This window comes from Nitrospirota bacterium, assembly GCA_016214845.1.
GTDB lineage: Bacteria > Nitrospirota > Thermodesulfovibrionia > UBA6902 > UBA6902 > SURF-23.
Genome location: JACRMS010000014.1, coordinates 62,441 through 87,638, shown reverse-complemented (window position 1 = coordinate 87,638; position 25,198 = coordinate 62,441). Strand labels below are relative to the sequence as shown.

Below are 25,198 nucleotides of genomic sequence, written 5' to 3'. Positions count from 1 at the left end.
ATTTTTTATTGAGGTTATTTTTAATCTGTGTAATCTGCGAAATCTGTGGAAATATTAATTACCCATCGCCCGCACCAGCGCCATGCCGAGATAGAGCAGCGCTTCAACATCAATATATTCCGTGACTGTTGAATCAAAGAGTATTTTGCAGTCGGGCCCGAATTCTTCATCTCCTGCCCAGAGAAGCACAAGAAAGGGGATTTTTGGAAGCGCGTTAATCATCAGGCTGTGTGTTGCGGAAAAGCCGGATGTCTGTTGCGCGCCTAACCCGGTCAGCTTATTGAGAAAGCGTTCAGGATCTTTGCCGAACATATTTGCCAGAGAGACCTCACATGCCTCGTGAAAACTTTCCGACCTGATCAGTCCGTCTTTCAATTCCCTGAATGCCGCCCACTTGCCTGTAAGGGCCGCGCTGCCCGAAGTTTTTATATACATGAGGATGAGAAGCTTGTCCATGATATTCAACGCCCCATTAAAGCCCGATGGACTAACTATGATCTCCTTCCCAATGTAACGGATTTTCATGGCGCCAGATTCAGTCTCTGCGCCGATGCTCTTTGCGACGTCTGAAAAATTTATCCCTGCAACCTCCTGAAACAATTCCTGAAGCCGTCTTTCCTTCCAGTCACCGGGATCAAGCAGCATGGCGTCAATCTCATTTCTGCCCTGCTCATCGAGTTCAGTACAGTCAGACGAAGAAGTCAGCCTTCTCAGGAATTGTACGGCGAAAGCCATGCATGTTCCAGCGGAACACTTGCCGCAGTTTTTGCGGGGAAGCTTCTTGTAAACATCAAGCGGGTTCATGGTTTTAATATACCACACGTAACAACGGCAAAAGCCTGAACTGAAAATGATATACTTCCGTTATGGAACATCTATTGGATAAGCTGTCGTTCCGGAGTAAACAGATATGAACGGAAAGCAAAAAATATTCGGCAAAATGACAGGCCGGTTTGCCAGGAGGCCGTTCCTGCTCATCTTATTTCTTACCATTGAGATACTTATCGTATTCTATTTTATCAATGACTACAGGCGGCATGACAATCTGTACAGAAAGCAGATGATTCAGGCCCTCGATGCAGGCTTCCGCGAGGCTGCTGCCAGTTACGACCATACTACCCAAATGGTCTTCGATGATGTTGTGAATACTCCTGAAGTATTAAAGCTGGTCGCATCAGCGCTTGATGACAAATACAAAAGGGATGCTTACAGGAACGAGCTTCACCGCATCATGCTTTCCTCATACGAAAAGCAGAAGACGATCGGGATAAGGCAGCTCCATTTCCATCTGAAGGACGGCGCAAGCTTTCTGAGGATGCACGCCCCTGAAAAATACGGTGATAATTTATTCAGGAGGACGGCTGTCTACCAGGTCAACAAAGAGCAAAACCCCGTCAAAGGGTATGAGGTGGGCTATTTCGCGGACGGATACCGCTTTTTGTATCCTCTTTTTTTCAATGGCAGGCATGTCGGAAGCGTAGAATTCGGTATTACGGCTGAAGGTATTATCAACCACCTTAATCAGGTTTACCCAGCACATTACATATTCATGATTAACCGGGCAATTGTGGATAAAATGACATATGCGGACTGGAAAAAGCGCAATTACAGAGAAAGCAAACTGTCGGACAGGTTCGTGATAGGACTGAATGAACCTGAGGACGAGATAGATGCTTCCATCAATCAAAAGATTAAAAACAAGGTCGGCGACAGGCTTGCCCGTATGGTGCAGTTTGTGGAAAAGGAAACAGTAAACGGTAAAGACCATCTGATCGTTTTTCTTCCAGTAAAGGATGTGACGGGAAAACCGGCAGCATATTTTGTTCAGTATCTGCGTGATGATTATTCAGGACATCACTCCAGGCTGGCAATGATCGATATTGCTTTATTTACAATGCTTCTTTCCGGGATATTCTATTCCATTGACAGTATCCAGTCCAGACGGAAATCCCTCGAACAAAAGAATATTGAACTTGAGCAGGTCATGACTGCCTTGCAGCAGTATAAACTCCTCTCCATCTACGCGCGGGACATTATTCTTTTTATCGATAGAGATGGGCGCATTATCGAGGCAAATGAAGCTGCGGAGAAGGCATATGGCTTCAGCCGGAAGGAGCTGACGGCTCTCCATATTAAAGACCTGAGGGGCGGGCAGACACTGCATTCCGTTGAAGAACAGATGAAGCTGGCCAATGAGCAGGGCTTGCTGTTCGAGACCGTGCACCGCAGGCGCGACGGTTCGGCATTTCCTGTTGAAGTAAGCTCCGTCGGCGTGGATATCGGAGACAGGCGGGTGCTTCTAAGCATCCTCCGGGACATCACCGCGCGTAAGCAGGCGGAGGAGAAACTGCGCAAAAGCGAAACCTTGCTTAAGCAGACTCAGGAAATTACCAGGATCGGCGGTTGGGAATATGATGTTGCTACTCAAAGGATTTACTGGACTGATGAAGTATATAACATTTACGAAGTACCTGACGATTATGATCCAAATAATATAAAGCAGGCTATACAGTTCTATGCACCGCACGAAAGGGGAATACTCGAACGGGCCTTCTGGAATGCCGTTGAAAATGGCACACCTTATGATCTTGAACTGCAGTTCATCAGCGCGAGGGGAACGCATAAATGGGTCAGGACCACTGCCAGATCAGAAAGCGCTTCCGGCAAAATAACAAAAGTGATCGGAAACATTATGGACATCACGGAACACAAGATAATTGAAGACGCCTTGAAAACCAGCGAGGAAAGGTATCGTACATTGTTCGAAGGCTCCCCCGACGCAATATTCCTTGCAGACCCTGAGACAGGAGAAATTGTTGACGCCAACCCCTCGGCGTCAAGGCTGCTCAAAAGGCCCCTTAATGAAATAGTAGGCATGCACCAGTCGCAGTTGCATCCCCCAACTGTTCTTGAGAGCTCAAAAGAAAAGTTCAGAGAGCATGTAAATAAGACCTCACTTAAAGTTGAAATTCACTCTATCCAGCATGTTGTTCTCTGCTCTGATGGCACTGAAGTGCCGGTCGATATCCTGGCTCAAATGGTTACGATCAAGGGCAGGAGACTCCTTCAGGGTGTATTCAGAGACGTCTCTGCGCGCAAACGGGCTGAAGAGGCGCTGCGGGAGAGTGAGGAGATTTTCAGAAGTTTTATGGAGTACAGCCCTATTTATGTCTTTTTCAAAGATAAGGATATCCGGGGCATACGCCTGAGCCGCAACTATGAGACCATGCTTGGAAAACCGATGGAAGAATTGCTTGGGAAAACGATGTATGACCTTTTTCCTTCCGAGTTAGCGAAGAGCATAATCGCGGACGATACACGGATCATGAAGGAAGGCAAAACGATCAGTGTTGAAGAAGAATTTAACGGCCGGGTTTATTTTACAATCAAGTTCCCAATCCATATTGATGGAAAGCCGCGCTATCTTGCCGGGTACACTATCGACATCACCGAACGCAAAAAGGCCGAGGAGGAAATTCAGAAAGCCTTGTTAGAGAAAGAGACGCTTCTCAAGGAGATCCATCACAGGGTGAAGAACAACATGCAGGTCATATCGAGCCTTCTTAATTTGCAGGCCCGGAAGATCGATGACCCGCGTCTCAGGAAGCCGTTTGAGGAAAGCCAGCAGCGGATAAAGGCCATGGGGCTGGTGCATGAAAAGCTCTACCAGTCAAAAGATCTTACCGGCATAAATTTTGTCGATTACATTAACACAATAGTAAGGGAGTTGATGTCCTCTTACAAAATAGAGGGCGGAAGAGTGACCGTAAATATCAACGCCCCGGACATCGTCCTTGACATAGATACAGCAATTCCGTGCGGGTTGATAATAAATGAACTGATTACCAACAGCTTAAAATACGCCTTCCCTGAAGGCGAAAGCGGCGAGATAGCCATCAATTTTACAAGAACGGACAATACATACAATCTGACTGTTAAAGACAGTGGTATCGGCCTGCCGGAAGGCTTTGATTACATGCAGGCAAATACGTTAGGACTGCAGATTGTCAATGTCCTGATAAAACAGCTCGGCGGGACCATGCAGATCCGGTCGGACGGAGGCACGGAAGCAGTTATCACTTTTACAACAAAAGAGGTTAGTGGTGGCAAAGAAAATTCTGATAGTTGAAGACGAAGGTGTAGTTGCCTTGCAGATAAAAAGCGACCTTGAACAGATGGGATATTCTGTTACCGACATTTGTGTTACAGGCGAGCAGGCGATCGGGAGCTTTGAGAAGATACGGCCTGATTTAGTATTGATGGACATAACTCTCAAGGGACAAATGGACGGAATAGAAACCGCCGGTCAAATAAACGAGCGATATGACGTGCCGGTAATATACCTCACCGCGCATTCAGCGGGAAGCACTATAGAAAGAGCCAAAATGACCGCGCCATACGGATATATCCTTAAGCCGTTCAATGCCCGGGAATTAAGCATTGCTGTAGAAATGGCCCTGTACAAACATCAAATTGACAGGGAGAAAGAGCGGCTCTCTCAAGAGCTGAGAGAAGCTCTCGAAAAGGTAAAGCTGTTAAGCGGGATGCTGCCGATCTGTTCTTTCTGCAAAAAGATACGCGATGATAAAGGCTACTGGAAACAGTTGGAGGCTTACATCAGCGAACATTCCGAAGCGGAGTTCAGTCATTGCATCTGCCAGGACTGCGCCAAAAAACTGTATCCCGAATATTACGATAAAATTTACCGCGGCAAGGAAGATAAAACTGACAAGTGAATAGTTACGGAATGTCCTCTTCCCGGAAGATATTACAGTACATTTTTACTTTTGCAAACAAAACTATGAAATCCCGTTACGGACCAGAAATGGACTGTATTTCTGGTCGGTGCCCTTGATGTGCGTGGTGAGCCAGTCTTTTAGAAAAGTCATTATCAGAACAGTGACAACCAGTTTGCCTGCTTTGAGGTCACGGTCGAAATCTATTACCTGCCGGGCCAGTTCGTCATGCTCTTTCTTGTGGGGCAGATACCCCGGATATGAGTGTTCCGCCATGAGCTTCTCTTCATGAGCGAAGTGGGTCTTTGTATACTCTATGAGGTCGTTAAGCACCTTGCCCACTATATCTTTTCCCTTGCCTGAACTCATGGCTTCGTTGAGTTCATTGATAAGGGCAATCAGTTTCTTGTGCTCTGCATCTATTGAATTGATATTAACACTTAAATCATTTTTCCATGTCATCAGCGGCATAATGCCTCCTTTTTGCTTACCGCAACTTGAATTCTACGAATCTTATCGGAAATCTCACACCAATTCTTTAAGAACACTTTGACACGAAGCGGCAATGAAAGTGTATCATAGGATTATGAAATTTAAAATCGACCTTCACGTGCATTCAAAGTTCAGCGGTGACAATTACTCTGAACCTGAGGAAACGGTCCTCCATGCCATTGAGATAAACCTTCAGGGGATCGCGTTCACGGAGCATTACTCTTATGAGGCATCGGAGCACGCGGAGAAACTGAGGGAGAAATATATAGGCCGGATAATGATCTTCAGGGGTGTTGAGTTTTCCTCTGAAGAAGGGCACTGTCTCGTATTCGGTGTTAATACGGACAGGCTGTCTCTTAAACACGCCCCGGTTGAAGAGGTGATAAAAGTCGTCAGTGAGTACGGCGGCGTTGTGATCCCGTCGCATCCCTTCCGCGGCAGTAACAGTCTCGGAGATAATATTGAACGGGTCAAAGGGCTCACCGCACTTGAAGGATGTAACGGATACAGCCATCATTCACAGAACATGAAGGCCATTGAGGCCGCAAAGAGGTTGAAGCTCCCGTACACAGGAGGCTCCGACGCGCATGAGCCAAAGGAGGCCGGCGCGTGTTTTACGGAATTTGATGATGAAGTGACGTACGAAAATCTCCTTGACATGCTGAAGGCAGGAAATTACCAGGGAGTGGATACACGGAAGGTCAGCAGGGCCTGGATATTTTAAAGTATATTTATATGTTGTGAAGTGATCGGGCCGGGGAAAATTCCGTTATGTTTGTGTAATAATAAAATATTGCTTTATACAAGACGGTGATGAATATGCAGGACAATCCTAAAGAGAGAAGAAAGAATACAAGGACCTCTATCAGCATTAACGTGGAATTGCAAACGAGTAAAGGCATTTATCAGGGGAAATCGAAAAATATCAGCTTCAGCGGAATTTATATATTCTGCGCAAACTCGTCCAATATTCCTCTCGGCGAAGCCTGCGATATAAAGCTCATCCTTAGGTCCGAGCCGCCTCAAAGCATTATCAATCTCCGCTGTCAGGTAGTACGCACCGATAAGTCAGGCGTAGGGGTAAAGTTCATCAGCATCGACATGAGCGGATATCAGCAGTTTAAAAACCTGATGGTCTACAATTCGCCTGACCCCGACAAGCTGCTGGGTGAGTTGGAAAAAAATCCGGGACTGGAAATCGCTTAGCCCCATGAAAAAAGCCCTCATCACTTTTGTCAAAGCCCCTGTTCCCGGCACCGTAAAAACAAGATTGCAGGCCGATCTCGGCGCAGAAAAGACAGTTGAAGTCTACAAGACGTTTGTGGCGGAGATAGTTTCTCAGTGCGCGCGGCTAAAAGGGATAGACAGAATTTTAGGCTGCGCCCCGTCAGTAGACCACGATTTCTTTATTGAGCTTACGAAAAAGCATAATATGAAAAGCTTCAGCCAGTGCGGCGCGGACCTCGGAGAAAGGATCGTCAACGCCTTCAAGGACCATTTTAAAAAGGGTTTTTCGGAGATCGTGCTGATCGGCAGCGACAGCCCTACAATACCGATGAATTATATAAGGAAGGCGTTTACATCCCTGGGGAAAAACGACTTTGTGCTTGGCCCCTGCTGCGACGGCGGCTTGTATCTGATAGGCGCAAAGAAAAAGATCGTCCCTGAGATATTTAATAATATTCAATGGGACTCATCCAAAGTCCTGAATCAAACCCTCGATAACATAGGGCCGCTGGACATTAAGCTGTCCCTCCTTCCTTTCTGGTACGACGTGGACACCATAGCTGAACTTACCTTCATGAAAAAGCATCTCAAGTACCTGAACCGGAAGCTTCCCCTGCCGGCTTTCTAATTTTCTTTTTTGAAACTGTTTGGGATATTTTATATTATTAACTAAGCCTGTTTTTCGTTAAACCGCTGATAGATTTTCCTGGTCAGCCAATCCTTAACATCGTTCTTGAATTCTGTGTTCTCCATGATTTTGTCAAATATCTCCTGATTAGAATCCATCCGTTCAATCAGTTTGTTGATAAATACTTCTTCAAACGCATATTTAAAGTTGTCTATCGGATTGTTCAAGGCCCGTTTCTTAAGGTCTTCATCCTGATAGAGTTCTTCTTCTATTTGGTCAAAGAACAGTTTGTCGGTGTTATTGAAATCAGTTCCATATTTATCATTCAGAACTTTGATGATATTGGATAACTTATCCTTCTCGTCTTTGGATCTGCTGATACCTGCTTCTGTTGTCGGATCTATACCATATTCACCTTGCACTTGCAGTACTAAATCTCCCTCGGCTATTTTTTGCAGGCGGTAATATTCCAGTGCCACTTCATTATCAAGTTTAAGCCTCTCTGTATAGTCTGACTTGGGAAGCTTGCTCAACAAAAACCGTCCGAATGAATACAGCTTTTCCAAATCTACATCCTGGAAAGGCATTATTTGCGAAAGGAATGAATACAAACGTACATAACTTGTCATTGATTTTCTGAATTCGTCCTGCGGTTCTTCTTCCAGAGCCTTAAAACGGTCTACTGCCGGATCAATAAAGGCATACATTTTACCTTGATCATTTATCGACGAGATGCCTGGTTTGTAAAACACTTTGGAAAAAGCATCCACCTCTGATTGAAAATAGACATTGGCCGCATCCATCTTTCCTTTCAGGTCATATAAATGGTTTGGGTCAGTGGGTTCGGAAACTGTTGTCAGTTCGTAATACGGCTGGAAAGAATCAATAATGGTTTGCCGGTCATTGGCAAAATCCAGCACAAAGGTATCTTCCTTGCCAGGATGGGTCCTGTTTAAGCGTGAAAGCGTCTGCACAGCCCGTACGCCGGACAGTTTTTTGTCCACATACATCGTATGCAGCAGCGGTTGATCAAATCCATATTGATACTTGTCTGCTACAAGCAAGACCTGGTATTCATCCGTGGTGAATTTCCCTGGCAATTCAAGTTCACCGAAACCATTCAATTGCGATTCTGTCACACCTTCCGGAAAAAGATCATCAACCACTGCGCCGGAAAAAGCTACCAATGCACGGATGTCTTTTTCATAACCCTGCTCTTTTATATAATCCTTGAACTCCAGATAATACCTTAAAGCATGCTTGCGGGAGGCAGTGACAACCATGGCCTTTGCCTTGCCCCCTATTTTTTTCATCGTTACCTGCCGAAAGTGCTCAATCATTACCTCGGTCTTTTGGGCCAGACTGTGCGGGTGCAGGGATGCAAAGCGCCCTATCGCCTTTGTCGCTTTACTCTTATTCAATTCGGGATCATCTTCGATAGCTTTTGAGAAACGATAGTATTCTTTATATGACGTATAATTCTTAAGCACATCCAGAATAAACCCTTCTTCAATCGCCTGCTTCATTGAATAGAGATGAAAGGGCTTCGGTTTTCCCTCGGCGTCCTTCACCCCAAACACCTCCAATGTCTTGGCCTTGGGTGTAGCGGTAAAAGCAAAGATGCTTATGTTCTTCTGCGGCCCGCGCTTTTTAATAGTTTCACGGATATAGTCGTCTTCGTCCGCTTCCTCATCCTCGAATTCTCCCTCAATTTTTTCCGCTTCTTCCAATGAAACATTCTTTCCAGCCAAGGCCTCTGTCATTTTTCGGCTTGACTCACCGCCCTGGCTGCTGTGCGCTTCGTCAATAATAACTGCATAATTTCGGCCCGGCATCTCAGAGAGATGTTTTAATGCAAAGGGGAATTTTTGCAGGGTCGTAATTATAATGCTCGTTCCGGATTTTATTGCTTCCGCCAATTGTTCAGCATTTTCATCTATGCGTTGTACAACTCCCTGTTTGTGCTCAAACTGATAGACGGTATTTTGAAGCTGCTGGTCAAGTACATTCCGGTCCGTTATTACGATGATGGAATCGAAAACCTTCTTGTCCTGCGCATTGTAGAGGCTGCTCAGACGATAGGCGAGCCATGCAATTGAATTGCTCTTGCCGCTGCCTGCTGAATGTTCAATAAGGTAATTCTTGCCTGGCCCATTCGCCTTTGTATCTGCGGTAAGTTTTCTAACTACACCGACCTGGTGATAGCGTGGAAACAGCATTTTCTCTTTCCAGTATTTTTTGCCGTCAACCAGATATTCCTCTTTTTGTAAATGCATAAAGCAGTTGATGAGTTCGAGCCAACTGTCTACACTCAGCGCTTCTTCCCAAAAATATGAGCTTCTGTAAGATGCGTAATCTTTTGCAGGCGGATTGCCTGCACCGTTATTGAAACCCTTGTTGAACGGCAGAAATCTTGTATTAATGGATTCTAATTTTGTAGTGAGATACACCTCGTCCGGGTCAACAGTGAAATGCACCAATGCCCGTTTCTTGAACTGGAACAGTAATTCTTTCGGATCACGGCTGGTCCGATACTGCTCCATTGCTTCTTTTACAGACTGCCCGGTGAAATGATTTTTCAACTCAATGGTGGCAACCGGCAAGCCGTTTAACGAAAGTAAAAGATCAATACTCCTATTGTTTTTGCTTGAGAAGAAAACCTGCCGCGTCACATATAGTTTATTTTGCCTGTATTGCTCAACCGTTTCGGGATTTAGGCCGCTGTCAGGTTTGAAATACGCCATCCTGAATTTAACACCGCTGTCTGTTATGCCGTGTCGTATAACATCCAGCATTCCCCGCAGATCAAGTTCCTTGAAAAGACGCTGTATGAATTTACTTTCCGTTTCGTCTTTGTAATAGGACTGAAGTTTTAACCACTCATTATGCTGCGAAGATTGGATGAATGAAAGAACCGCTTTCTTATCAAAGGCCAAATCACGGCTGAAGTCCGAGGCATTGCCGAGATGCCAGCCGTTGGAGGTTAAGTGTCCCACGATTGCTGATTCAAATGCGGATTCTGTATGTATTCCGTTGTTCATTGTTTTCTACAGCTATTTAATCTCTGAAAATATCTCTAATAACATTTTTTGTAACAGCTTGAAATTTCAAGCCAAATTCAAAAAACTCTTTTAAAAGACGTTTAAAACTCTTTTAAACTTATTTAATCTTTTTTAAGTTTCTTTACTTCCCTATCAAAGTCCGACTCAAAAGCCCTGTCCTGTATTGCCCTAAACTTATCATTATTCTTTTTCGGCAAGATTTAGAGCTACTTCGTGAGATACTTTTCCTGCGTCTTTCAAAATATCATATTCATTAAACTGCAGGAAGGCATCCAGCTTTTGCACCCAGTCTTTCATTTTCATGGGTATCTGGCGAGCAGTCTGATTCTCAGCGTAGTCCAAATACATCGTAACGATCCGCTCCAATGCCTTGATCTCTTTTTCCTTCAGGTAGTTCTTGGCTACACTTATATCCGATTTTAATATTTTTCCCTTTGGCGCATTCTTCCACGTCTGCAAACCCATGTAGGGTTTTTCTGCATCAGCTCTGCCCGCAATAATTTCAGGCGCTGTCTTGCCCGTTATCGCCCAATGGAGTTTGTTTTGGACCGTTTTGTAAAACAACAGAGTGATTTCAGCTTTGGGGTCATAGTCGATACTGCATTGTGCATAGATGTCAGTGATTTTTTGATAGAAGCGTCTTTCAGATGCCCGTATTTCACGGATGCGCTCAAGCAGCTCATCAAAGTAATCCTTCCCGAATCGCTTGCCCTGCTTTAGCCGTTCATCATCCAGCACGAAACCTTTGATGATAAACTCACGAAGAGTCCTGGTTGCCCATATGCGGAACTGAGTAGCCTGATAGCTGTTAACCCTGTAGCCCACGGCGATTATAGCGTCAAGATTATAAAAGTTGGTGAGGTAGTTCTTACCGTCCTCGGCAGTTGTTCGAATTTTTCGAATAACTGAATCTTCTTTTAATTCCCCGGACTTAAATATTTCTTTAAGGTGATAATTTATAGTGTGGACCTCCACTCCGAACAACTCAGCCATCTTCTTTTGACTCAGCCAGAAGGTTTCGTTCTGAAAGAACACCTCGATATGTACTGCTCCATCTGGAGTTGAATAAAAAATTATGTCGCCTTCTTTTGGTGTAAGTTGTCTTGAACTATGATTTACTTGATTGACTGATGGACTTTGATTTTCAGTTTTTTCTGTTTTATCTTTTTTCATAGTATTCAATTAATCATCCTAATCAAAGTTCGAGACCTTCACCTTCCCAGTCACTACTTCGCTGATTAAGGCCGTGCGGTATTCCTGCATCAGCTCTATTTCTTTTTCGATTTTGGAGATGGTGGCGGCGATGCGGGTAGTGTGGGTTTCTATGTGGTGAACGATGGAGGTTTGTTCGTCTTGCGGCGGCACTAATAAGGTAACCTCTTTTATTTTTTCGCCGGTTAAATGAGCAATGCTTATCCGATTAACCATTGACTCGAAAATGCCGTTCTGCCCTAAGCTGTAAAATTGATAAAGAAAATATTTTGGTTCGTTCGGATTTAGGACAGTTATTTTATGAACTGAATTCTGAATATAACACTCGTCAAGTTCTTCATTCCAAATACAAGTTCTTCCTACCTCACCGCCTTCGCTTACTAATAAATCGTTCTCTTTTAGTTTGAGCTTTTCAAGCTCAGCAGGAGAAAACCACATTTCTTTCACATCTGAAACATCAACATTTAACCATTGTAGATTGGCGGCTCTCAGATAAGGCTTCAAATGATAACCACCTTTGTCCTCATTTGTAAGCATCTTGCCTAAAACCACATCTGCCACATACCTCAACTTCTTAACTTCCCAATGCTCCGGGATATCGCCGAGCCATTCAATGCCGCTGGGTTTCATCCGTCTTGAACTATGATTTATTTGATTGTTTGATTGACTATGATTTTTCTCGTCGCTTCTTTTAATCATAGTGTTCATTGAATCATTTGAATCATAGTTCAGACCTTTTGTCACCGCCTGATTGATGATCGCTGTTCGTTCCTCTTTCAACAGATCAATCAGCTTTTGCTTGTTGGCGATGAGAGAGTCTATTTGAGTGGTCTTCTCGTCAAGGTAGTTGGCAATGGCAGTTTGTTCTTCAGGCAACGGTAAAATAAATGGCAGATTAAAAAAAGTTTCTTGGTAGAGATGATTGATAGTGGAACCTTTTGAAGTATAATTCACGTATTCAGAAAAAACAGGTGATTGTAACGCCCAATACATAAAAGGCGTCACATATTCCTTTCTTTCAGGCCTTACAACAAATACGCCACTATTGAGTGTGGCCCTTTCATTTAAGTTTTTTACAACTGCAACTTTCCCAATTGTGCCGTCTTTGGTTATTAATAAATCGTTTCCCCTTAGCTGTATGTAAGGGTCTTCCTCATATCTTTCCTCGCTCACACGATAGCAGTTCTCCCAATTAATCTCTCCATTTTGTAAGTCCGTTCCGGTCACGCAAAAAACACCCTCTGTTAAAGAAAACTCATCTGCTCGGAGCCCATGCCAACCCACTCGTGCTTTTATATAGGTGTTGAACTTTAGCCGCTTCACTCCCCAATGTTCCGGTATCTCACCTAACCATTCAATTCCTGAAGGCTTATATTTTTCGTAGTGCTTCATCTGTCTTAAACTATGATTCATATGATTGCATGATTGACTATGATTTTATGCAAGGCTTCATTACCCGTTTGAATTGTAAGCTTGTCTTGCCGAAATTTATCAGCAGCCCGATATTAAGTCCGTAGGCCTCAAGATAATTTATTGCCTGAGCCAAATGCACATCTTCCAGCTCTTTTATCGCTTTTAGCTCAACCATGATTTTATCTCCTACAAAGAAATCGACTCTTCTTGTGCCGATATTCTCTCCTTTATAAAAAATATCCATTTCATGCTCTCGACTGAATACCAGGTTTTGTTGTGTCATCTCAATTGCCAAAGCCCTTTGATAAATGACCTCCTGAAAGCCATTTCCTAAAATGCGATGAACTTCCATCGCACATCCGATGATTTTGCCAGTTAACTCACTCTCTGGATATTCCTTGTTAATCATAGTCTTCATTTAATCATTTTAATCAAAGTTCAAGACTCTCTTTATCTCTCCATCCGTTTCCGCTTCCAGCGCCAGAATATCTTTCCTTATCTCTTCCAGACTGCGGAGCGGCTTATACTTGTAGAAGTATTTGGTGAAATTTATCTCATATCCCACCTTGGTCTTGCCGTGGTCAATCCAGGCATCCGGCACATGCGGTAACACTTCCCGTTTAAAGTATTCTTCAACATCTTCATTCAGCGGCACATTTTCAAAATCACGCAAATCAGCATCCGGCACAGGGTTGCCTTTTCGGTCTTTTTCTATCTTGCCCTTCTCACCCCGCTTAGGCCGCTCAACAGTTATCCGCCTGTAACCAAAATCGTCGTTGTCGAATATTTTACAATATGGGCCTTCTTTGAATTCTCCGTAGATTCTGGTTATGAGGCTAATGGCTTCTTCATGAATCTCTTTTCTCTTATTACCAAGACTGCGGAGCATCTTGCTGTAATATGGATTGTTTTTGTCTTCCTTATCAGCGCCGGTTGCATTGATAAGCTGTACTTTGCCTTTACGCTCTTTACTCTTTCGGTCAGTCACTATCCAGATGTACGTGGAAATCCCCGTGTTATAAAACAACTGATCAGGCATGGCAATGATCGCTTCCAGCATGTCATTTTCAATAATCCATTTGCGTATTTCGCTGGGGCCGCTACCTGCCCCACCGCTGAACAAAGGAGATCCATTGAACACTATACCGATCCGGCTCCCACCGGCGCTGCGTTTCATCTTGGAAATCATGTGCTGTAAGAACAGCAACTACCCATCGCTGATAGGTGGCAATCCTGCGCCAAAGCGGCCCGCAAAACCTTTGTTGGCAAATTCGTCTTTAATGTATTTCTCTGCCTTCTTCCAGTCCACGCCAAAAGGCGGATTACTTAGCATATAGTCAAAGTTTTCACCTTCCAGGCCATCCTGTGTGAAGGTATTGCCGAATTTGATGTTTGCAGGATTCTGTCCTTTGATGAGCATATCAGATTTGCATATGGCGTAGGACTCAGGATTGATCTCCTGCCCGAATACTTCCAGCTTTGCATCAGGATTCAATTCATGCAAATATTCCTCTGCAACCGAAAGCATACCGCCTGTTCCGCCAGCAGGGTCATACATTGTTTTAACAATCCCTTGTTTGCGCAGAATTGCTTTATCGTTTACAAACAGCAGATTTACCATAAGGCGGATGACCTCACGGGGGGTGAAGTGTTCTCCGGCAGTTTCGTTGCTTAGTTCAGCGAACTTGCGAATGAGCTCCTCAAATATATAGCCCATATGGATAGAGTCCACATCTTTAAACACTCCGTTAAACTCAGCAAAACGTTTCACTATCAAATACAGTAAATCGTATTCGTCCAGCTTTCTTATCTGATCTTCAAAGCTGAAATATTCAATGATTTCCTGAACGCTAATTGAAAATCCCTTGATGTAATTGCGGAGGTTCGCGGCAATGTTGTTGTGGTCCTTGGCCAATTCAGCAAAGTCAAATTTGCTTCGATTATGAAATTTGGCTTTTGCAGCATTATTTAAAATCGGCTCAAGAACTTCAGGCTTCTTGCCTTTATGCTTTTCGTAGGCAACCAGTACATTTTTTTGGTAGGTTGTAACACTGAGTCCAGCCGCCTCAGCACGGTAAAAGGCAAAATCACCTTGCCATAGTCAGCCTGTTTATAATGCCCGCGCAGCAAGTCAGCGATTGAGCAGATGAAATTTGCTTTTTCCCTGAAGTTATTTGCCGCCATGATATTTTTCTAATTCTCCTTAAAAGAAAAGTGGGGTGATGGAAAATATCATACGCAAAACGTCGGTAATGCGCAACAGAAAAAAGCGCGACAACTCTCATAGCGTGAAGGATAGCGACGTAATAAGACAACATATCTTGTTTTGCACTGCCATGTGTGATATATGATTTAAAAGAAGGGCTGTCCCCATGCGGTCTTACATAACACATATTGACACGGTTTGTATCAAGTGATATTATTTATTTTATAGAAGGCATTAATCGATAACCGGAAGGAAGAAAAAATATTATGTCTACGGCAACTCAAGATTATTATGAAACACTCGGCGTCAGCAAAGACGCCTCTGTCGAGGAAATCAAAAAGGCTTACAGGCGGCTTGCGCGCAAGTACCATCCTGACCTGAATCCGGGCGACAAAAACTCCGAGAAAAAATTCAAAGAAATTAATGAGGCGTACGAAGTACTGAGCGATCCTAAGAAGAAGGCTGAATACGACCAGTTCGGAAAGGCCGCGTTTGAGCCGGGCCAGGGCTTTGAAGGGTCCGGCAGGCGCGGCTTTGATTTCGGGCACGGGGGCGGCGGCGAAGATATGTTTTCCGACCTGTTCAGAAATTTCAGGCAGGAAGACATGCCGATGAAAGGCGATGACCTTGTCACGTCGCTTGAGATCTCACTTGAAGAGGCTTATAAAGGACTGACAAAACCGATAAGCCTGACAAGAGAGGTGCCGTGCAAAACCTGCGGCGGCAGCGGAGCTGAAGACGCGCAGACATGTTCCCGATGCAATGGCGCAGGCTCAGTGAAACAAAGCCGGGGTATCTTCAGGATGAGTCAGCCCTGTCCCGCGTGCAAGGGCAGCGGAAGGGTTGCGACAAAAGTCTGTAAAGCCTGCAGGGGCAAAGGCACTAATGTATCCGCTGAGACCATAAAAGTTAAGATCCCTCCGGGCGCGGAGACCGGCAGCAGGATAAAGTTGAAAGGCATGGGCGGCCCTGGCGCGCAAGGCGGGCCGCCCGGTGATTTGTATATTGAGTTGAGCGTGAGGCCCCACCATTTATTTAAAAGAGAGGGGAACAATATTTATGCGGATGTCCCTGTCACCATCAGCGAGGCAGTCCTGGGAGGCAAGATCCAGGTGCCGACCCTCGACGGCACAGTATCAATGACCCTGCCTCCCGGAACAGACAGCGGCAAAAAGTTCAAACTGAAAGGCAAGGGAATTCCAAGTAGGAAGACGGGAGTAAAAGGCGACGAGTTCGCAGTGATAAAGATAGTTGTCCCTAAGAATGTCTCTGACAAAACCAGAGAGGCCTTGCATGAATTGGCAAAGGCGTATGAGTCGGAGGAATAATCATGCGCGATAAAAGACGTCCGTTATTTATGATCGGCGTGGTCTGCGAGATGTTCGATATCCATCCTCAGACCTTAAGATTGTATGAACGGGAAGGTTTCCTGCATCCCCAAAGGGTCGGCGGCGCAAGGCTTTATTCCCAGGAAGACCTTGAGCGGATAAGGACGATCCTGAGCCTGACAAAAGAGCTCGGCGTCAACAGGGCCGGAGTGGACATCATTCTCAGGATGAAACACCGGATGGAGACACTCAACCGCGAGATGGACGAAATGATGGACTACCTTGAAAGAGACATCAGGAATAAATTTCAGAAAAGGATAAGGCAGTTATTTGAGGAGGAGTGATGAGATCGGATAAATTCACAATAAAGAGTCAGGAGGCGGTCCAGAAGGCGCAGGAATTCGCCCAGCAAAAGGGCAATCAGCAGGTCGACGTTGAGCACCTGCTTCATGTCCTGCTTGAGGAAGGGATCGCGCTTGAGATCATAAATTCGCTGAAGGTCAATGTCCCGGCTTTAAGAAAAGAGGTTGACGCTGAGATAGAAAAATTTCCGAAGGTGCTTGGCTCCACGGCTGTCGGGCAACTGTATATTACTCAGGAGTTGAAGAATGTCTTTGAGTGCGCTTTTCAAGAAGCGGAACATTTAAAGGATGAATATGTGAGCGTCGAACATCTGCTCCTTGGGATCTTAAAGACAAAAAACCGGGTGGAAAAAATCCTCAAACGCCACGGCGTCACGGATGATAAACTTCTTTCCGCGATGCGCGAGATCAGGGGCGCACAGCGAGTGACAGACCCCTCGCCTGAGGACAAGTATCAGGCGCTGAAGAGATATGCTAAAGATTTAACAGACCTCGCAAAGAGGGGCAAGCTCGACCCCGTTATCGGAAGGGACGAGGAGATCAGAAGGGTCATACAGGTGCTTTCACGCAGGACAAAGAATAACCCTGTTGTGATCGGCGAGCCTGGAGTCGGCAAGACAGCGATTGCCGAAGGCCTTGCCCAGCGGATCACATCAGGCGACGTACCGCAGAGCCTGAAAGACAAGAGGGTTGTTTCCCTTGATATGGGGGCGCTTGTCGCAGGCGCAAAATACAGAGGGGAATTTGAGGAAAGGCTCAAGGCGGTTTTAAAAGAGATCGAAGAGGCGCAGGGCAAAGTGATTTTATTTATTGATGAGCTTCATACAGTCGTAGGCGCGGGCGCCGCGGAAGGCGCGATTGACGCGTCAAACATGCTCAAGCCGGCCCTCGCGCGGGGCGATCTCAGGTGCGTGGGCGCGACCACACTTTCAGAATACAGGAAGCATATTGAAAAAGACCCCGCGCTTGAGCGGAGGTTCCAGCCTATTTATATCAAAGAGCCGAGCGTTGAAGATACTATTTCCATCCTCAGGGGATTAAAGGAGCGTTACGAAGTCCATCACGGCGTAAAGATAAAAGACTCAGCGCTTGTGGCCGCGGCAGTGCTGAGCCACAGGTACATCGCCGACAGGTTTCTGCCTGACAAGGCGATTGACCTCATCGATGAAGCGTCGTCGAGACTGAAGATGGAGATAGACAGTATGCCTGCGGAGCTTGACGAGCTTGAAAGGAAATTGAGGCAGCTTGAGATCGAGAAGCAGGCAGTTATGAAGGAAAAAGATGAGGCTTCAAAGGAGCGGCTCAAACGCATCAATGAAGAGATCGCGGAGCTTACTGAAAATCGCAACGGCCTTAAGGCACAGTGGATGAGGGAAAAAGAGGCGATAGGAAAGATAAGCTCGATCAAAGAAGAGATTGAGCGCACAAGGCTCGGCGCTGAAAAGGCGGAGCGTGAAGGCGACCTCAACAGGGCCGCTGAATTGAAATACGGCACGCTTTTAAATCTCCAGAAGAGGCTTGATGAAGAAAATAGAAAACTCCTTGCGCAGGGCAAATGCAGGATGCTGAAGGAAGAGGTTGACGAGGAAGACATCGCGGAGATCGTCTCTAAGTGGACAGGCATTCCCGTCAGCAGGATGCTTGAAGGCGAAGTTGAAAAACTCCTGAAGATGGAAGAGCGGCTGAGGCTCCGCGTGGTCGGACAGGACGAGGCGATAAAGGCTGTCTCGGATGCCGTGAGAAGGGCGAGGGCAGGCATTCAGGACCCGGACAGGCCTATCGGTTCATTCATCTTCCTCGGCCCCACAGGTGTCGGGAAGACGGAGCTTGCGCGCGCGCTTGCTGAATTTCTCTTTGACGCTGAAGACGCGATGATAAGGATTGATATGTCCGAGTATCAGGAAAGGCATACCGTCTCCAGGCTTATCGGAGCTCCTCCGGGATATGTCGGTTATGACGAAGGCGGGCAGTTAACAGAAGCGATAAGAAGAAGGCCGTATGCGGTAATCCTCTTTGATGAAGTGGAAAAGGCGCATCCTGAAGTTTTCAATGTGCTTCTGCAATTGCTTGACGACGGCAGGCTTACGGACGGACATGGAAGGACTGTGGATTTCAGGAACACTGTTGTCATCATGACGTCAAACATCGGAAGCCAACACATTCAGGAGATGCTGACCGAATGGATTGAGGAAGTCCAGATACGAAAAGGCGTGATGGAGGAATTGAAAAAATTCTTCAAGCCTGAATTCCTCAACAGGGTGGACGAGATAATCATCTTCCACGCGCTTACAAAAGAACTGCTGATGAAAATCGTTGAGATACAGATTGAGAGAATGAAGAAATATCTCAAGGACAAGAACGTTAACATCGTCCTGACCGGCAAGGCAAAGGCCTATCTCGCGGAGATCGGATATGACCAGGTCTACGGCGCGCGCCCGCTGAAACGCGCCATCCAGAAAGAAGTCCTCACCCCCCTTGCCACAAAACTCCTTGACGGCACTTTTAAGGAAGGCGATGTCGTGGAGGTTGATATGGAAGGAGACAAGATGGTTTTCGGGAGAATAGTCGAGGCGGAGCTGGAGGTGTGAGGATATCAAGGCAAGCGGAGCCACGAATTTGATGGCAGCCGCGTGTGCCTTTATTTGTCTTCTTTGCCGCGAATGCGGATTATGGTTTCCTCCACAATCCACAAGCGCTGATTGAGGGGTTCACTGCCAATGACAGGGATGATTCGTTGAATTGCGTTTATAACATGTTGTCTTGCCTGACTACCGAGCCTCAAAATAATTATTCCGGCAAGTTCATGTGGCGGATATGCCCTGATATCGGAAAAATCGGTATCCAGAGTAATTAGAACGCGATTCTCATTCTTGCATTTATCTGTAAGAATCGGATCCTTTGCGCCTTGCAACTGTTGTTCGATTACTGTTTTTGCATCGTATCCGGCAGTAATCAGTTGCTGCGCAATTTCTATCGGCAGGTTTTCGTCTATTTTGAATTGCATCTTCACTACGCTGGTAAGGATACCAGTCTTTCACGGGACAGTTCGGCAGCATAGGCTAAGGCTGCCTTAATATCTTGAAGGGACAGCGACGGGTAGCTTTTCAGGATTTCTTCTTCCTTAACACCTTCGGCCAGGTTATCCAGAATAACCGATACCATAATGCGTGAACCTTTAATGCAGGCCTTTCCATGGCATACAAGCGGGTCAACGGTTATTCTCTCTCTCCAGTTCATGTCTCGCCTCCTTAAAAAGGGTAATTTTATTTTATCATAATATGAATTTTATTCTCTTATTTACAACACAGATGATTCTATCTGATAGAAAAGCTTCCTACACCTCCACCGCCAAAGACGTGGGGCAGTGGTCGCTTGCCTCTGTGTGTTCCTGTCCGATTGTCGGATATCTTGCACCCGAATAGTCTTTGCATTTTGTGGTCAGTCCCTTGCGGATTATGTCTTCCGGTCTTTCATAAATTTGGAGATGCGGGGAGTAATAGAACTCAAGCCAGAAGTATCTCTTGCGGCCATTGCAGTTCGTCCCCTCTCATTTAAATCTTTCCTCTTTGCCAGCGGGTTATCTATTCCGCATTTTTCTGATGCACAATTATACAAAATAAATAACGCCGTTTGGTAAAAAAAATTAAAGAGGCGCAGCATTACGCGAATTTGGGAAACCCCCTTGACAAAGGTTGTTTGATAAATTAAAATGTGAGTGAATACTCACTTACAAAAGGAGCTGTCATGCAAAAAGGCACTTTAAAGATGGCAAAAGATATCAGGCGTGACCAGATATCGCAGGCGACCCTTCGGATCATCGCTAAAAAAGGCGTCAACGGACTAACAACCGCCGCCATTGCAAATGAAGTGGGGATATCGGAGGCCAATCTCTACAGACATTTCAAAGGCAAGGATGAGATTCTCGCCCTTACCGCGGAAAAGATCGGAGAAGGCCTTCAAGATAACCTTTCTAATGCCTTTAAAGCCTGCGAATCCGATTTGCCTGTTGAAAAGCTCAAAAAGATATTTATGCTCCATCTCACTTACATTGAGAAGAACGAGGGCATCCCCCGTCTTCTCTTTTCCGAGGAAATGCATATCGGGAATAAAAAACTGAAGGGAAAACTGCTGCATTCGATTAATTCATATCTTTCAGCGCTTGAATCTCTTATCAAAGAAGGTCAGAAAACAGGCACAGTCAATAAAGATATAGAGCCGATGATTTCCGCCCTCATGCTTATAGGCATGATACAGATAACTGTGCTGAGGTGGTCCCTGGAAGGTTTTTCATTTTCACTTGTTGCAGAAGGGAAAAAGATGTGGAACAATTTCGAGAAATGTTTGAGGGTGAAGTGACCTTTAAGCGGTAAACGGAGACAGAGATGAAGATGGTATTTATTACATTATGCGTTATTCTTGCATCGCATACGGCTTTTGCAGCAGATGATGCGAAGTCATTTACCCTAAAAGAGGTAATTGAGTTTGGCCTCAAAAATAACCCCAACATCATACAGGCAAGCAGGAACATAGAGATAGAAACATATGGGATTGATAAGGCAAAAGGTGAAAAAATGCCGAGACTGGATTTTAACAGCGGCGTCGCAAGGTCACGGTATGCTTCACCCATAACACCGATCTCCGGCTCTCCTCTTTCAGGTTCAGCATTTCCGGAATTTGACAACAACATTTATGATTACGGCATATCATTGGCAGTGCCTTTGTATAGAGGCGGACGGCTTGACAGAGGCGTTAGGATTGCAGAACTGAAAAAGTATCTTTCAGAAGATATTCTTGTTATGAGCAGGCAGGAACTGGCCCATAATCTCACGAGTATCTATTTCAAGATATTACAATTTGAGAAGCTTCTTGAGGCGAGCGAAGCGTCAGAGAAGCAGATTGAGGGACACAGGAAAAATGTTGAATTGTTCCTTAAGGCAGGCGCTGCTGCAAGAGTTGAGCTCCTGAAGACGGAAACCGAACTTGCCCACGCAAGTCAAAACACCCTCATTATCAAAAATAATATCGAGAGCGCCTATTATCTGCTGAAAACATTTATGGGTATTGATGATACGAACATGAGGATTTCGGTAGTTCACGGACATTATTTTGATGATAACTACACATCTGTTGAAGAAGCATACAGAAAAGCCCTTTCCCGGAGACCTGACTATAAGGCGGTCTTAAAAAGGCAGAAAATAGCTGCAGAGCGGATTAAATTAACAGAAGGAAAACGTTACCCTTCAGTCAATCTCACCGGTGAATACACCGATAGGTCAGGAGATGATTTTGAATTCCGGGAAAACTGGAACCTTGCGATAAGACTGTCTGTGCCCATTTTCGATGGAGGGATTATAAGTGCTGAAGTAAATAAGGACAAAAAAGAAGCTGAAAAGGTCAGAGAAGAAGAGCGATCATCGAGGCAAGAGATAATGCGTGAAATAAATGATTCATATCTGAATATGGAGAATGCCGTAAAGAGGATAGATGTTGGCGTAGTTGCCATTGAATCCGCAAAAGAAAACCTCCGTATAGAGAGACTGAAATATGAAACAGGCTCGGGCACAAACACGGACGTGCTTGATGCTCAGACTTTACTGCTGAGAGCGGAGGCGGATTATTACCAGGCGGTTTACGATAAAAATATAGCAGCAGCATCACTGAGAAAAGCCGTCGGAGAAGATATATATCAATTGGGGGAAACTGAATGAAAAAGAAATTATTGATGATAGGGATTGTTATTTTGATAATCGGAGGAACTTTATTAATAAACAGGCTTACTAAAGAAAGCAGCAACGGTGAGTTCGTTCTGTCGGGAAATGTGGAAGCGACGGAAACCGACATCGGGTTTAAATATCCGGGAAGGGTCGCGGAGCTTTTTGTTGAGGAAGGTCAAAAGATTAAAAAAGGTGACAGGCTTGCTGTTTTTGACAGCTCTGAACTTGAAAGCCTTGTTTCACAAAGCAAGGCATATCTGAATGAAACTGTCGCAAGACTTGGGGAGCTAAAGGCAGGCTTCAGACAACAGGAGATCAGCCAGGCAGAGGCAAATGTAGGATATGCCGAGGCAGAACTCAGCAAGGCAAAAAAAGACTACAACCGGGCGGATGTTCTTTATCAAAATGGGGCAATTTCAGCGCAGCAAATGGATGCGGCAAGAAAGACATATGATGTAGCTGTTGCCCAGCATCAAAAAGCGCTTCAGGCATTGAGTCTCGTAAAAGAAGGTCCAAGGAAAGAAGAAATAGTTGCTGCAGAAAGCCGTGTTCGTCAGGCTGAGGCTGCATTAAAAGTATCTGAAGAGAGACTGAAGGATGCAATGATACACTCCCCTGTCTCAGGCGTGGTATTAAGAAAAATCATTGAAGCCGGCGAGACTGTTTCATCAGGCTCACCTGTTTATACCATAGGAGCTCTCGAAAATCCGTGGATCAAGGTATATGTAAAAGAAGACAAACTCGGGCATGTGAAGCTCGGGCAAAAAGCGGAGATCAAAGTCGATTCATATCCCGACAAAGTTTACGAAGGAACGGTGACATATATATCATCCGAGGCGGAATTTACTCCCAAAAATATTCAGACGCAGGAAGAAAGGGTCAAACTCGTCTTTGGCATGAAGATAAGCGTGAAAAATGTCAACGATGAATTAAAGCCGGGGATGCCTGCTGATGTGAGAATATTTTTACGATGAATGTACCGGTTGCAGTTAACACCCAAAATCTCACAAAAGCCTTCGGCGATAACATCGCCGTCAACAATCTCAGTTTTGAGATTAAAAAAGGCGAGCTGTTCGGACTTGTCGGCCCTGACGGCGCAGGCAAGACGACCATCATGCGGCTTTTAACGGCGATAATGGAGCCGACCTCGGGTGAGGCCTGGGTTTCAGGTCATTCTATTATCAAAGAGGGCGAAAAGCTGAAAGAGAAAATCGGGTACATGTCCCAGCGGTTCGGACTCTATGAAGAACTCACGGTGATGGAAAACCTGATTTTTTATGCGGACCTCTATGAAGTCCGCCAAAAAGAACGCCCCGCACGAATTGAGAGACTCCTTGGATTCAGCAATCTTACGCCGTTCAAGGAACGCCCGGCAGGGAAGCTGTCCGGCGGCATGAAACAGAAGCTTGGTCTTGCATGTGCCTTAATACACACGCCTGATGTCCTGTTTCTTGATGAACCGACAAACGGAGTTGATCCCGTATCACGAAGGGATTTCTGGAAAATCCTGTACGAGCTTTTAAAGGAAGGCGTGACCGTTCTTGTCTCTACTGCATATCTGGACGAGGCAGAACGGTGCACGAGAGTCGGGCTTATTCATAAGGGAACGATACTCATGAATAATACCCCGGGGGAGATCAAAAAAACCCTGGGCATGCCGATGGTGGAACTGTGGTCCGATGACTCGAGAAAGGCCGCGAACATTATAAAAAAGATTGACGGCGTAAAAAGTGTCGGTATGTACGGCAACAGGCTTCATATTGCTCTTACGGACAAAAAGATCATGCAGAAAATTATAGACGGCCTTATGACTGAAAAAATCGTGATTGAGAATTACAGGGATATCTTGCCGTCCATGGAAGACATCTTTATTTCAGCGGTGGAGTGACAATGAGAGAAGATAAAGCGGCAGTAAGTGTTGAAAGTCTGACACGCAGGTTTGGCGATTTTGTCGCAGTCGACAATATCAGCCTCAAGGTCCACAAAGGTGAGATATTCGGATTCCTCGGGCCCAATGGCGCAGGCAAGTCAACAACCATCAAAATGCTCTGCGGTCTCCTGCTGCCCACTGGCGGGAATGGCTCTGTGGGCGGCTATGACATCATGAAGGAATCGGAAGAAATAAAGAAAAATATCGGCTACATGTCGCAGAAATTCTCCCTTTACGATGACCTGACCGCGGAAGAGAACATACGGTTTTTCAGCGGGATATATGGCGTGAAGGGCGATAGAAAGAGGGAACGCATGGAATGGGCGCTGGAATTGGCCGGGCTCAAAGACAGGAGAACAACCCTTACAAGGACTCTCCCGGGCGGTCATAAACAGAGGCTCGCCCTCGGCTGCGCAATCCTCCATGAGCCTCCTATTATATTTCTTGACGAGCCCACGTCAGGGGTTGACCCTGTTTCGAGACGGAAATTCTGGGACCTCATCTATGAAATGTCACAGAGGGGTACAACGGTCTTCGTCACCACGCACTACATGGACGAAGCCGACTACTGCGACAGGCTTGCCCTCATTTACAGGGGGAAGATCATTGCCGGGGGCACGCCCAATGAGCTGAAACAAAAGCACATGACATATGACGTGCTTGAAATCGACGTTGACAGGGTTGTTGACGCCATGGAAGCCCTGAACAGGGGCGGGATGGATGCGGCAATCTTCGGCAGCCTGCTTCACGTGACCGTCCGGGACAGCCGTCTGGAAATCCCCCGTATCAGGAAAATACTCATGGGCGGGAGATTCTCAATAAACCGGATAGAGAGGATCATGCCCTCTCTGGAAGACGTATTTGTGACACTTATCGAGGTGTCGTGAT

The 25,198-nt window shown here is 45.5% G+C and carries 20 protein-coding genes and 2 pseudogenes; 13 read left to right on the top strand and 9 right to left on the bottom strand.

Going from position 1 to position 25,198, the window contains the following annotated elements; all coding sequences use genetic code 11:
- Positions 1 to 54: 54 nt before the first annotated feature.
- Positions 55 to 804, bottom strand: coding sequence for a DUF3786 domain-containing protein (locus HZB61_03610; GenBank protein ID MBI5055686.1), 750 nt, complete (start codon positions 802 to 804; stop codon positions 55 to 57).
- 106 nt (positions 805 to 910) lie between these two features.
- Here HZB61_03610 and HZB61_03605 point away from each other — a divergent pair, with 106 nt between their 5' ends.
- Both HZB61_03605 and HZB61_03600 read left to right on the top strand, forming a co-directional pair.
- Complete coding sequence (locus tag HZB61_03605; GenBank protein MBI5055685.1) at positions 911 to 4,129, top strand: PAS domain S-box protein; 3,219 nt, start codon at positions 911 to 913, stop codon at positions 4,127 to 4,129.
- Positions 4,101 to 4,736: a response regulator gene (locus HZB61_03600; protein MBI5055684.1), complete on the top strand. Its 636-nt coding sequence runs from the start codon at positions 4,101 to 4,103 to the stop codon at positions 4,734 to 4,736. Before HZB61_03605 ends, HZB61_03600 begins: the two co-directional genes overlap by 29 nt.
- Positions 4,737 to 4,799: 63 nt before the next feature.
- Here the strand turns inward: HZB61_03600 and HZB61_03595 are convergent, their stop codons facing one another.
- On the bottom strand, positions 4,800 to 5,207 hold the full coding sequence (locus HZB61_03595; protein MBI5055683.1) for a hemerythrin family protein: 408 nt from the start codon (positions 5,205 to 5,207) through the stop codon (positions 4,800 to 4,802).
- Between the two features lie 115 nt (positions 5,208 to 5,322).
- On the opposite strand from HZB61_03595, the gene HZB61_03590 reads away from it, so the two are divergent.
- From HZB61_03590 to HZB61_03580, 3 genes are all read left to right on the top strand, one after another.
- Positions 5,323 to 5,952 (top strand): PHP domain-containing protein, encoded by a 630-nt coding sequence (locus HZB61_03590; protein MBI5055682.1) that lies wholly within the window; start codon positions 5,323 to 5,325, stop codon positions 5,950 to 5,952.
- 95 nt (positions 5,953 to 6,047) lie between these two features.
- The gene (locus HZB61_03585) at positions 6,048 to 6,434 is read left to right on the top strand and encodes a PilZ domain-containing protein (GenBank protein MBI5055681.1); all 387 of its coding nucleotides are present in this window, start codon (positions 6,048 to 6,050) and stop codon (positions 6,432 to 6,434) included.
- A gap of 4 nt (positions 6,435 to 6,438) precedes the next feature.
- Positions 6,439 to 7,083 (top strand): TIGR04282 family arsenosugar biosynthesis glycosyltransferase, encoded by a 645-nt coding sequence (locus HZB61_03580; protein ID MBI5055680.1) that lies wholly within the window; start codon positions 6,439 to 6,441, stop codon positions 7,081 to 7,083.
- 41 nt (positions 7,084 to 7,124) lie between these two features.
- Here the strand turns inward: HZB61_03580 and HZB61_03575 are convergent, their stop codons facing one another.
- From HZB61_03575 to HZB61_03555, 5 genes and pseudogenes are all read right to left on the bottom strand, one after another.
- Entirely contained in the window at positions 7,125 to 10,124 is a 3,000-nt protein-coding gene (locus HZB61_03575; protein MBI5055679.1) for a type I restriction endonuclease subunit R, read from the bottom strand.
- A 122-nt stretch (positions 10,125 to 10,246) separates the two neighbouring features.
- Positions 10,247 to 11,318, bottom strand: a pseudogene (locus HZB61_03570) (virulence RhuM family protein).
- Positions 11,319 to 11,336: 18 nt separating this feature from the next.
- A complete protein-coding gene (locus HZB61_03565; protein ID MBI5055678.1) occupies positions 11,337 to 12,770 on the bottom strand; it encodes a restriction endonuclease subunit S in 1,434 nt (477 codons plus the stop codon).
- Between the two features lie 16 nt (positions 12,771 to 12,786).
- Entirely contained in the window at positions 12,787 to 13,188 is a 402-nt protein-coding gene (locus HZB61_03560; GenBank protein MBI5055677.1) for a GxxExxY protein, read from the bottom strand.
- A gap of 9 nt (positions 13,189 to 13,197) precedes the next feature.
- Positions 13,198 to 14,954, bottom strand: a pseudogene (locus HZB61_03555) (SAM-dependent DNA methyltransferase).
- A gap of 288 nt (positions 14,955 to 15,242) precedes the next feature.
- Between HZB61_03555 and dnaJ the strand changes: the two are divergent.
- From dnaJ to clpB, 3 genes are read left to right on the top strand one after another with little or no spacing between them, the layout of a single operon-like run.
- On the top strand, positions 15,243 to 16,304 hold the full coding sequence (gene dnaJ / locus HZB61_03550; GenBank protein ID MBI5055676.1) for a molecular chaperone DnaJ: 1,062 nt from the start codon (positions 15,243 to 15,245) through the stop codon (positions 16,302 to 16,304).
- 2 nt (positions 16,305 to 16,306) lie between these two features.
- Positions 16,307 to 16,648 (top strand): MerR family transcriptional regulator, encoded by a 342-nt coding sequence (locus HZB61_03545; GenBank protein ID MBI5055675.1) that lies wholly within the window; start codon positions 16,307 to 16,309, stop codon positions 16,646 to 16,648.
- A complete protein-coding gene (gene clpB / locus HZB61_03540) occupies positions 16,648 to 19,254 on the top strand; it encodes an ATP-dependent chaperone ClpB (GenBank protein ID MBI5055674.1) in 2,607 nt (868 codons plus the stop codon). Before HZB61_03545 ends, clpB begins: the two co-directional genes overlap by 1 nt.
- A gap of 50 nt (positions 19,255 to 19,304) precedes the next feature.
- Here the strand turns inward: clpB and HZB61_03535 are convergent, their stop codons facing one another.
- Positions 19,305 to 19,670, bottom strand: a complete 366-nt coding sequence (locus HZB61_03535) for a DUF5615 family PIN-like protein (GenBank protein ID MBI5055673.1) — start codon at positions 19,668 to 19,670, stop codon at positions 19,305 to 19,307.
- A 5-nt stretch (positions 19,671 to 19,675) separates the two neighbouring features.
- On the bottom strand, positions 19,676 to 19,903 hold the full coding sequence (locus tag HZB61_03530; GenBank protein ID MBI5055672.1) for a DUF433 domain-containing protein: 228 nt from the start codon (positions 19,901 to 19,903) through the stop codon (positions 19,676 to 19,678).
- 507 nt (positions 19,904 to 20,410) lie between these two features.
- On the opposite strand from HZB61_03530, the gene HZB61_03525 reads away from it, so the two are divergent.
- The 5 genes from HZB61_03525 to HZB61_03505 are packed head-to-tail and all read left to right on the top strand — an operon-like array spanning position 20,411 to position 25,197.
- On the top strand, positions 20,411 to 21,022 hold the full coding sequence (locus tag HZB61_03525) for a TetR/AcrR family transcriptional regulator (protein MBI5055671.1): 612 nt from the start codon (positions 20,411 to 20,413) through the stop codon (positions 21,020 to 21,022).
- Between the two features lie 26 nt (positions 21,023 to 21,048).
- Complete coding sequence (locus HZB61_03520) at positions 21,049 to 22,374, top strand: TolC family protein (GenBank protein MBI5055670.1); 1,326 nt, start codon at positions 21,049 to 21,051, stop codon at positions 22,372 to 22,374.
- Positions 22,371 to 23,354 carry an efflux RND transporter periplasmic adaptor subunit gene (locus tag HZB61_03515; protein ID MBI5055669.1) on the top strand — a complete coding sequence of 328 codons (984 nt, stop codon included), beginning with the start codon at positions 22,371 to 22,373 and terminating at the stop codon, positions 23,352 to 23,354. Before HZB61_03520 ends, HZB61_03515 begins: the two co-directional genes overlap by 4 nt.
- A complete protein-coding gene (locus HZB61_03510; protein ID MBI5055668.1) occupies positions 23,351 to 24,268 on the top strand; it encodes an ABC transporter ATP-binding protein in 918 nt (305 codons plus the stop codon). Before HZB61_03515 ends, HZB61_03510 begins: the two co-directional genes overlap by 4 nt.
- 2 nt (positions 24,269 to 24,270) lie before the next feature.
- The gene (locus HZB61_03505) at positions 24,271 to 25,197 is read left to right on the top strand and encodes an ABC transporter ATP-binding protein (protein ID MBI5055667.1); all 927 of its coding nucleotides are present in this window, start codon (positions 24,271 to 24,273) and stop codon (positions 25,195 to 25,197) included.
- Position 25,198: the final 1 nt, after the last annotated feature.

Bases quoted from the DNA above. Each gene is read 5' to 3' on its own strand.
- HZB61_03535 (MBI5055673.1), bottom strand. From the start codon at position 19,670: ATGCAATTCAAAATAGACGAAAACCTGCCGATAGAAATTGCGCAGCAA.
- HZB61_03580 (MBI5055680.1), top strand. From the start codon at position 6,439: ATGAAAAAAGCCCTCATCACTTTTGTCAAAGCCCCTGTTCCCGGCACC.
- HZB61_03515 (MBI5055669.1), top strand. From the start codon at position 22,371: ATGAAAAAGAAATTATTGATGATAGGGATTGTTATTTTGATAATCGGA.
- HZB61_03510 (MBI5055668.1), top strand. From the start codon at position 23,351: ATGAATGTACCGGTTGCAGTTAACACCCAAAATCTCACAAAAGCCTTC.
- HZB61_03565 (MBI5055678.1), bottom strand. From the start codon at position 12,770: ATGAATCATAGTTTAAGACAGATGAAGCACTACGAAAAATATAAGCCT.
- HZB61_03605 (MBI5055685.1), top strand. From the start codon at position 911: ATGAACGGAAAGCAAAAAATATTCGGCAAAATGACAGGCCGGTTTGCC.
- dnaJ (MBI5055676.1), top strand. From the start codon at position 15,243: ATGTCTACGGCAACTCAAGATTATTATGAAACACTCGGCGTCAGCAAA.
- HZB61_03525 (MBI5055671.1), top strand. From the start codon at position 20,411: ATGCAAAAAGGCACTTTAAAGATGGCAAAAGATATCAGGCGTGACCAG.
- HZB61_03560 (MBI5055677.1), bottom strand. From the start codon at position 13,188: ATGAAGACTATGATTAACAAGGAATATCCAGAGAGTGAGTTAACTGGC.
- HZB61_03575 (MBI5055679.1), bottom strand. From the start codon at position 10,124: ATGAACAACGGAATACATACAGAATCCGCATTTGAATCAGCAATCGTG.
- HZB61_03610 (MBI5055686.1), bottom strand. From the start codon at position 804: ATGAACCCGCTTGATGTTTACAAGAAGCTTCCCCGCAAAAACTGCGGC.
- HZB61_03530 (MBI5055672.1), bottom strand. From the start codon at position 19,903: ATGAACTGGAGAGAGAGAATAACCGTTGACCCGCTTGTATGCCATGGA.
- HZB61_03520 (MBI5055670.1), top strand. From the start codon at position 21,049: ATGAAGATGGTATTTATTACATTATGCGTTATTCTTGCATCGCATACG.
- HZB61_03545 (MBI5055675.1), top strand. From the start codon at position 16,307: ATGCGCGATAAAAGACGTCCGTTATTTATGATCGGCGTGGTCTGCGAG.
- HZB61_03595 (MBI5055683.1), bottom strand. From the start codon at position 5,207: ATGCCGCTGATGACATGGAAAAATGATTTAAGTGTTAATATCAATTCA.
- HZB61_03590 (MBI5055682.1), top strand. From the start codon at position 5,323: ATGAAATTTAAAATCGACCTTCACGTGCATTCAAAGTTCAGCGGTGAC.
- HZB61_03505 (MBI5055667.1), top strand. From the start codon at position 24,271: ATGAGAGAAGATAAAGCGGCAGTAAGTGTTGAAAGTCTGACACGCAGG.
- clpB (MBI5055674.1), top strand. From the start codon at position 16,648: ATGAGATCGGATAAATTCACAATAAAGAGTCAGGAGGCGGTCCAGAAG.
- HZB61_03585 (MBI5055681.1), top strand. From the start codon at position 6,048: ATGCAGGACAATCCTAAAGAGAGAAGAAAGAATACAAGGACCTCTATC.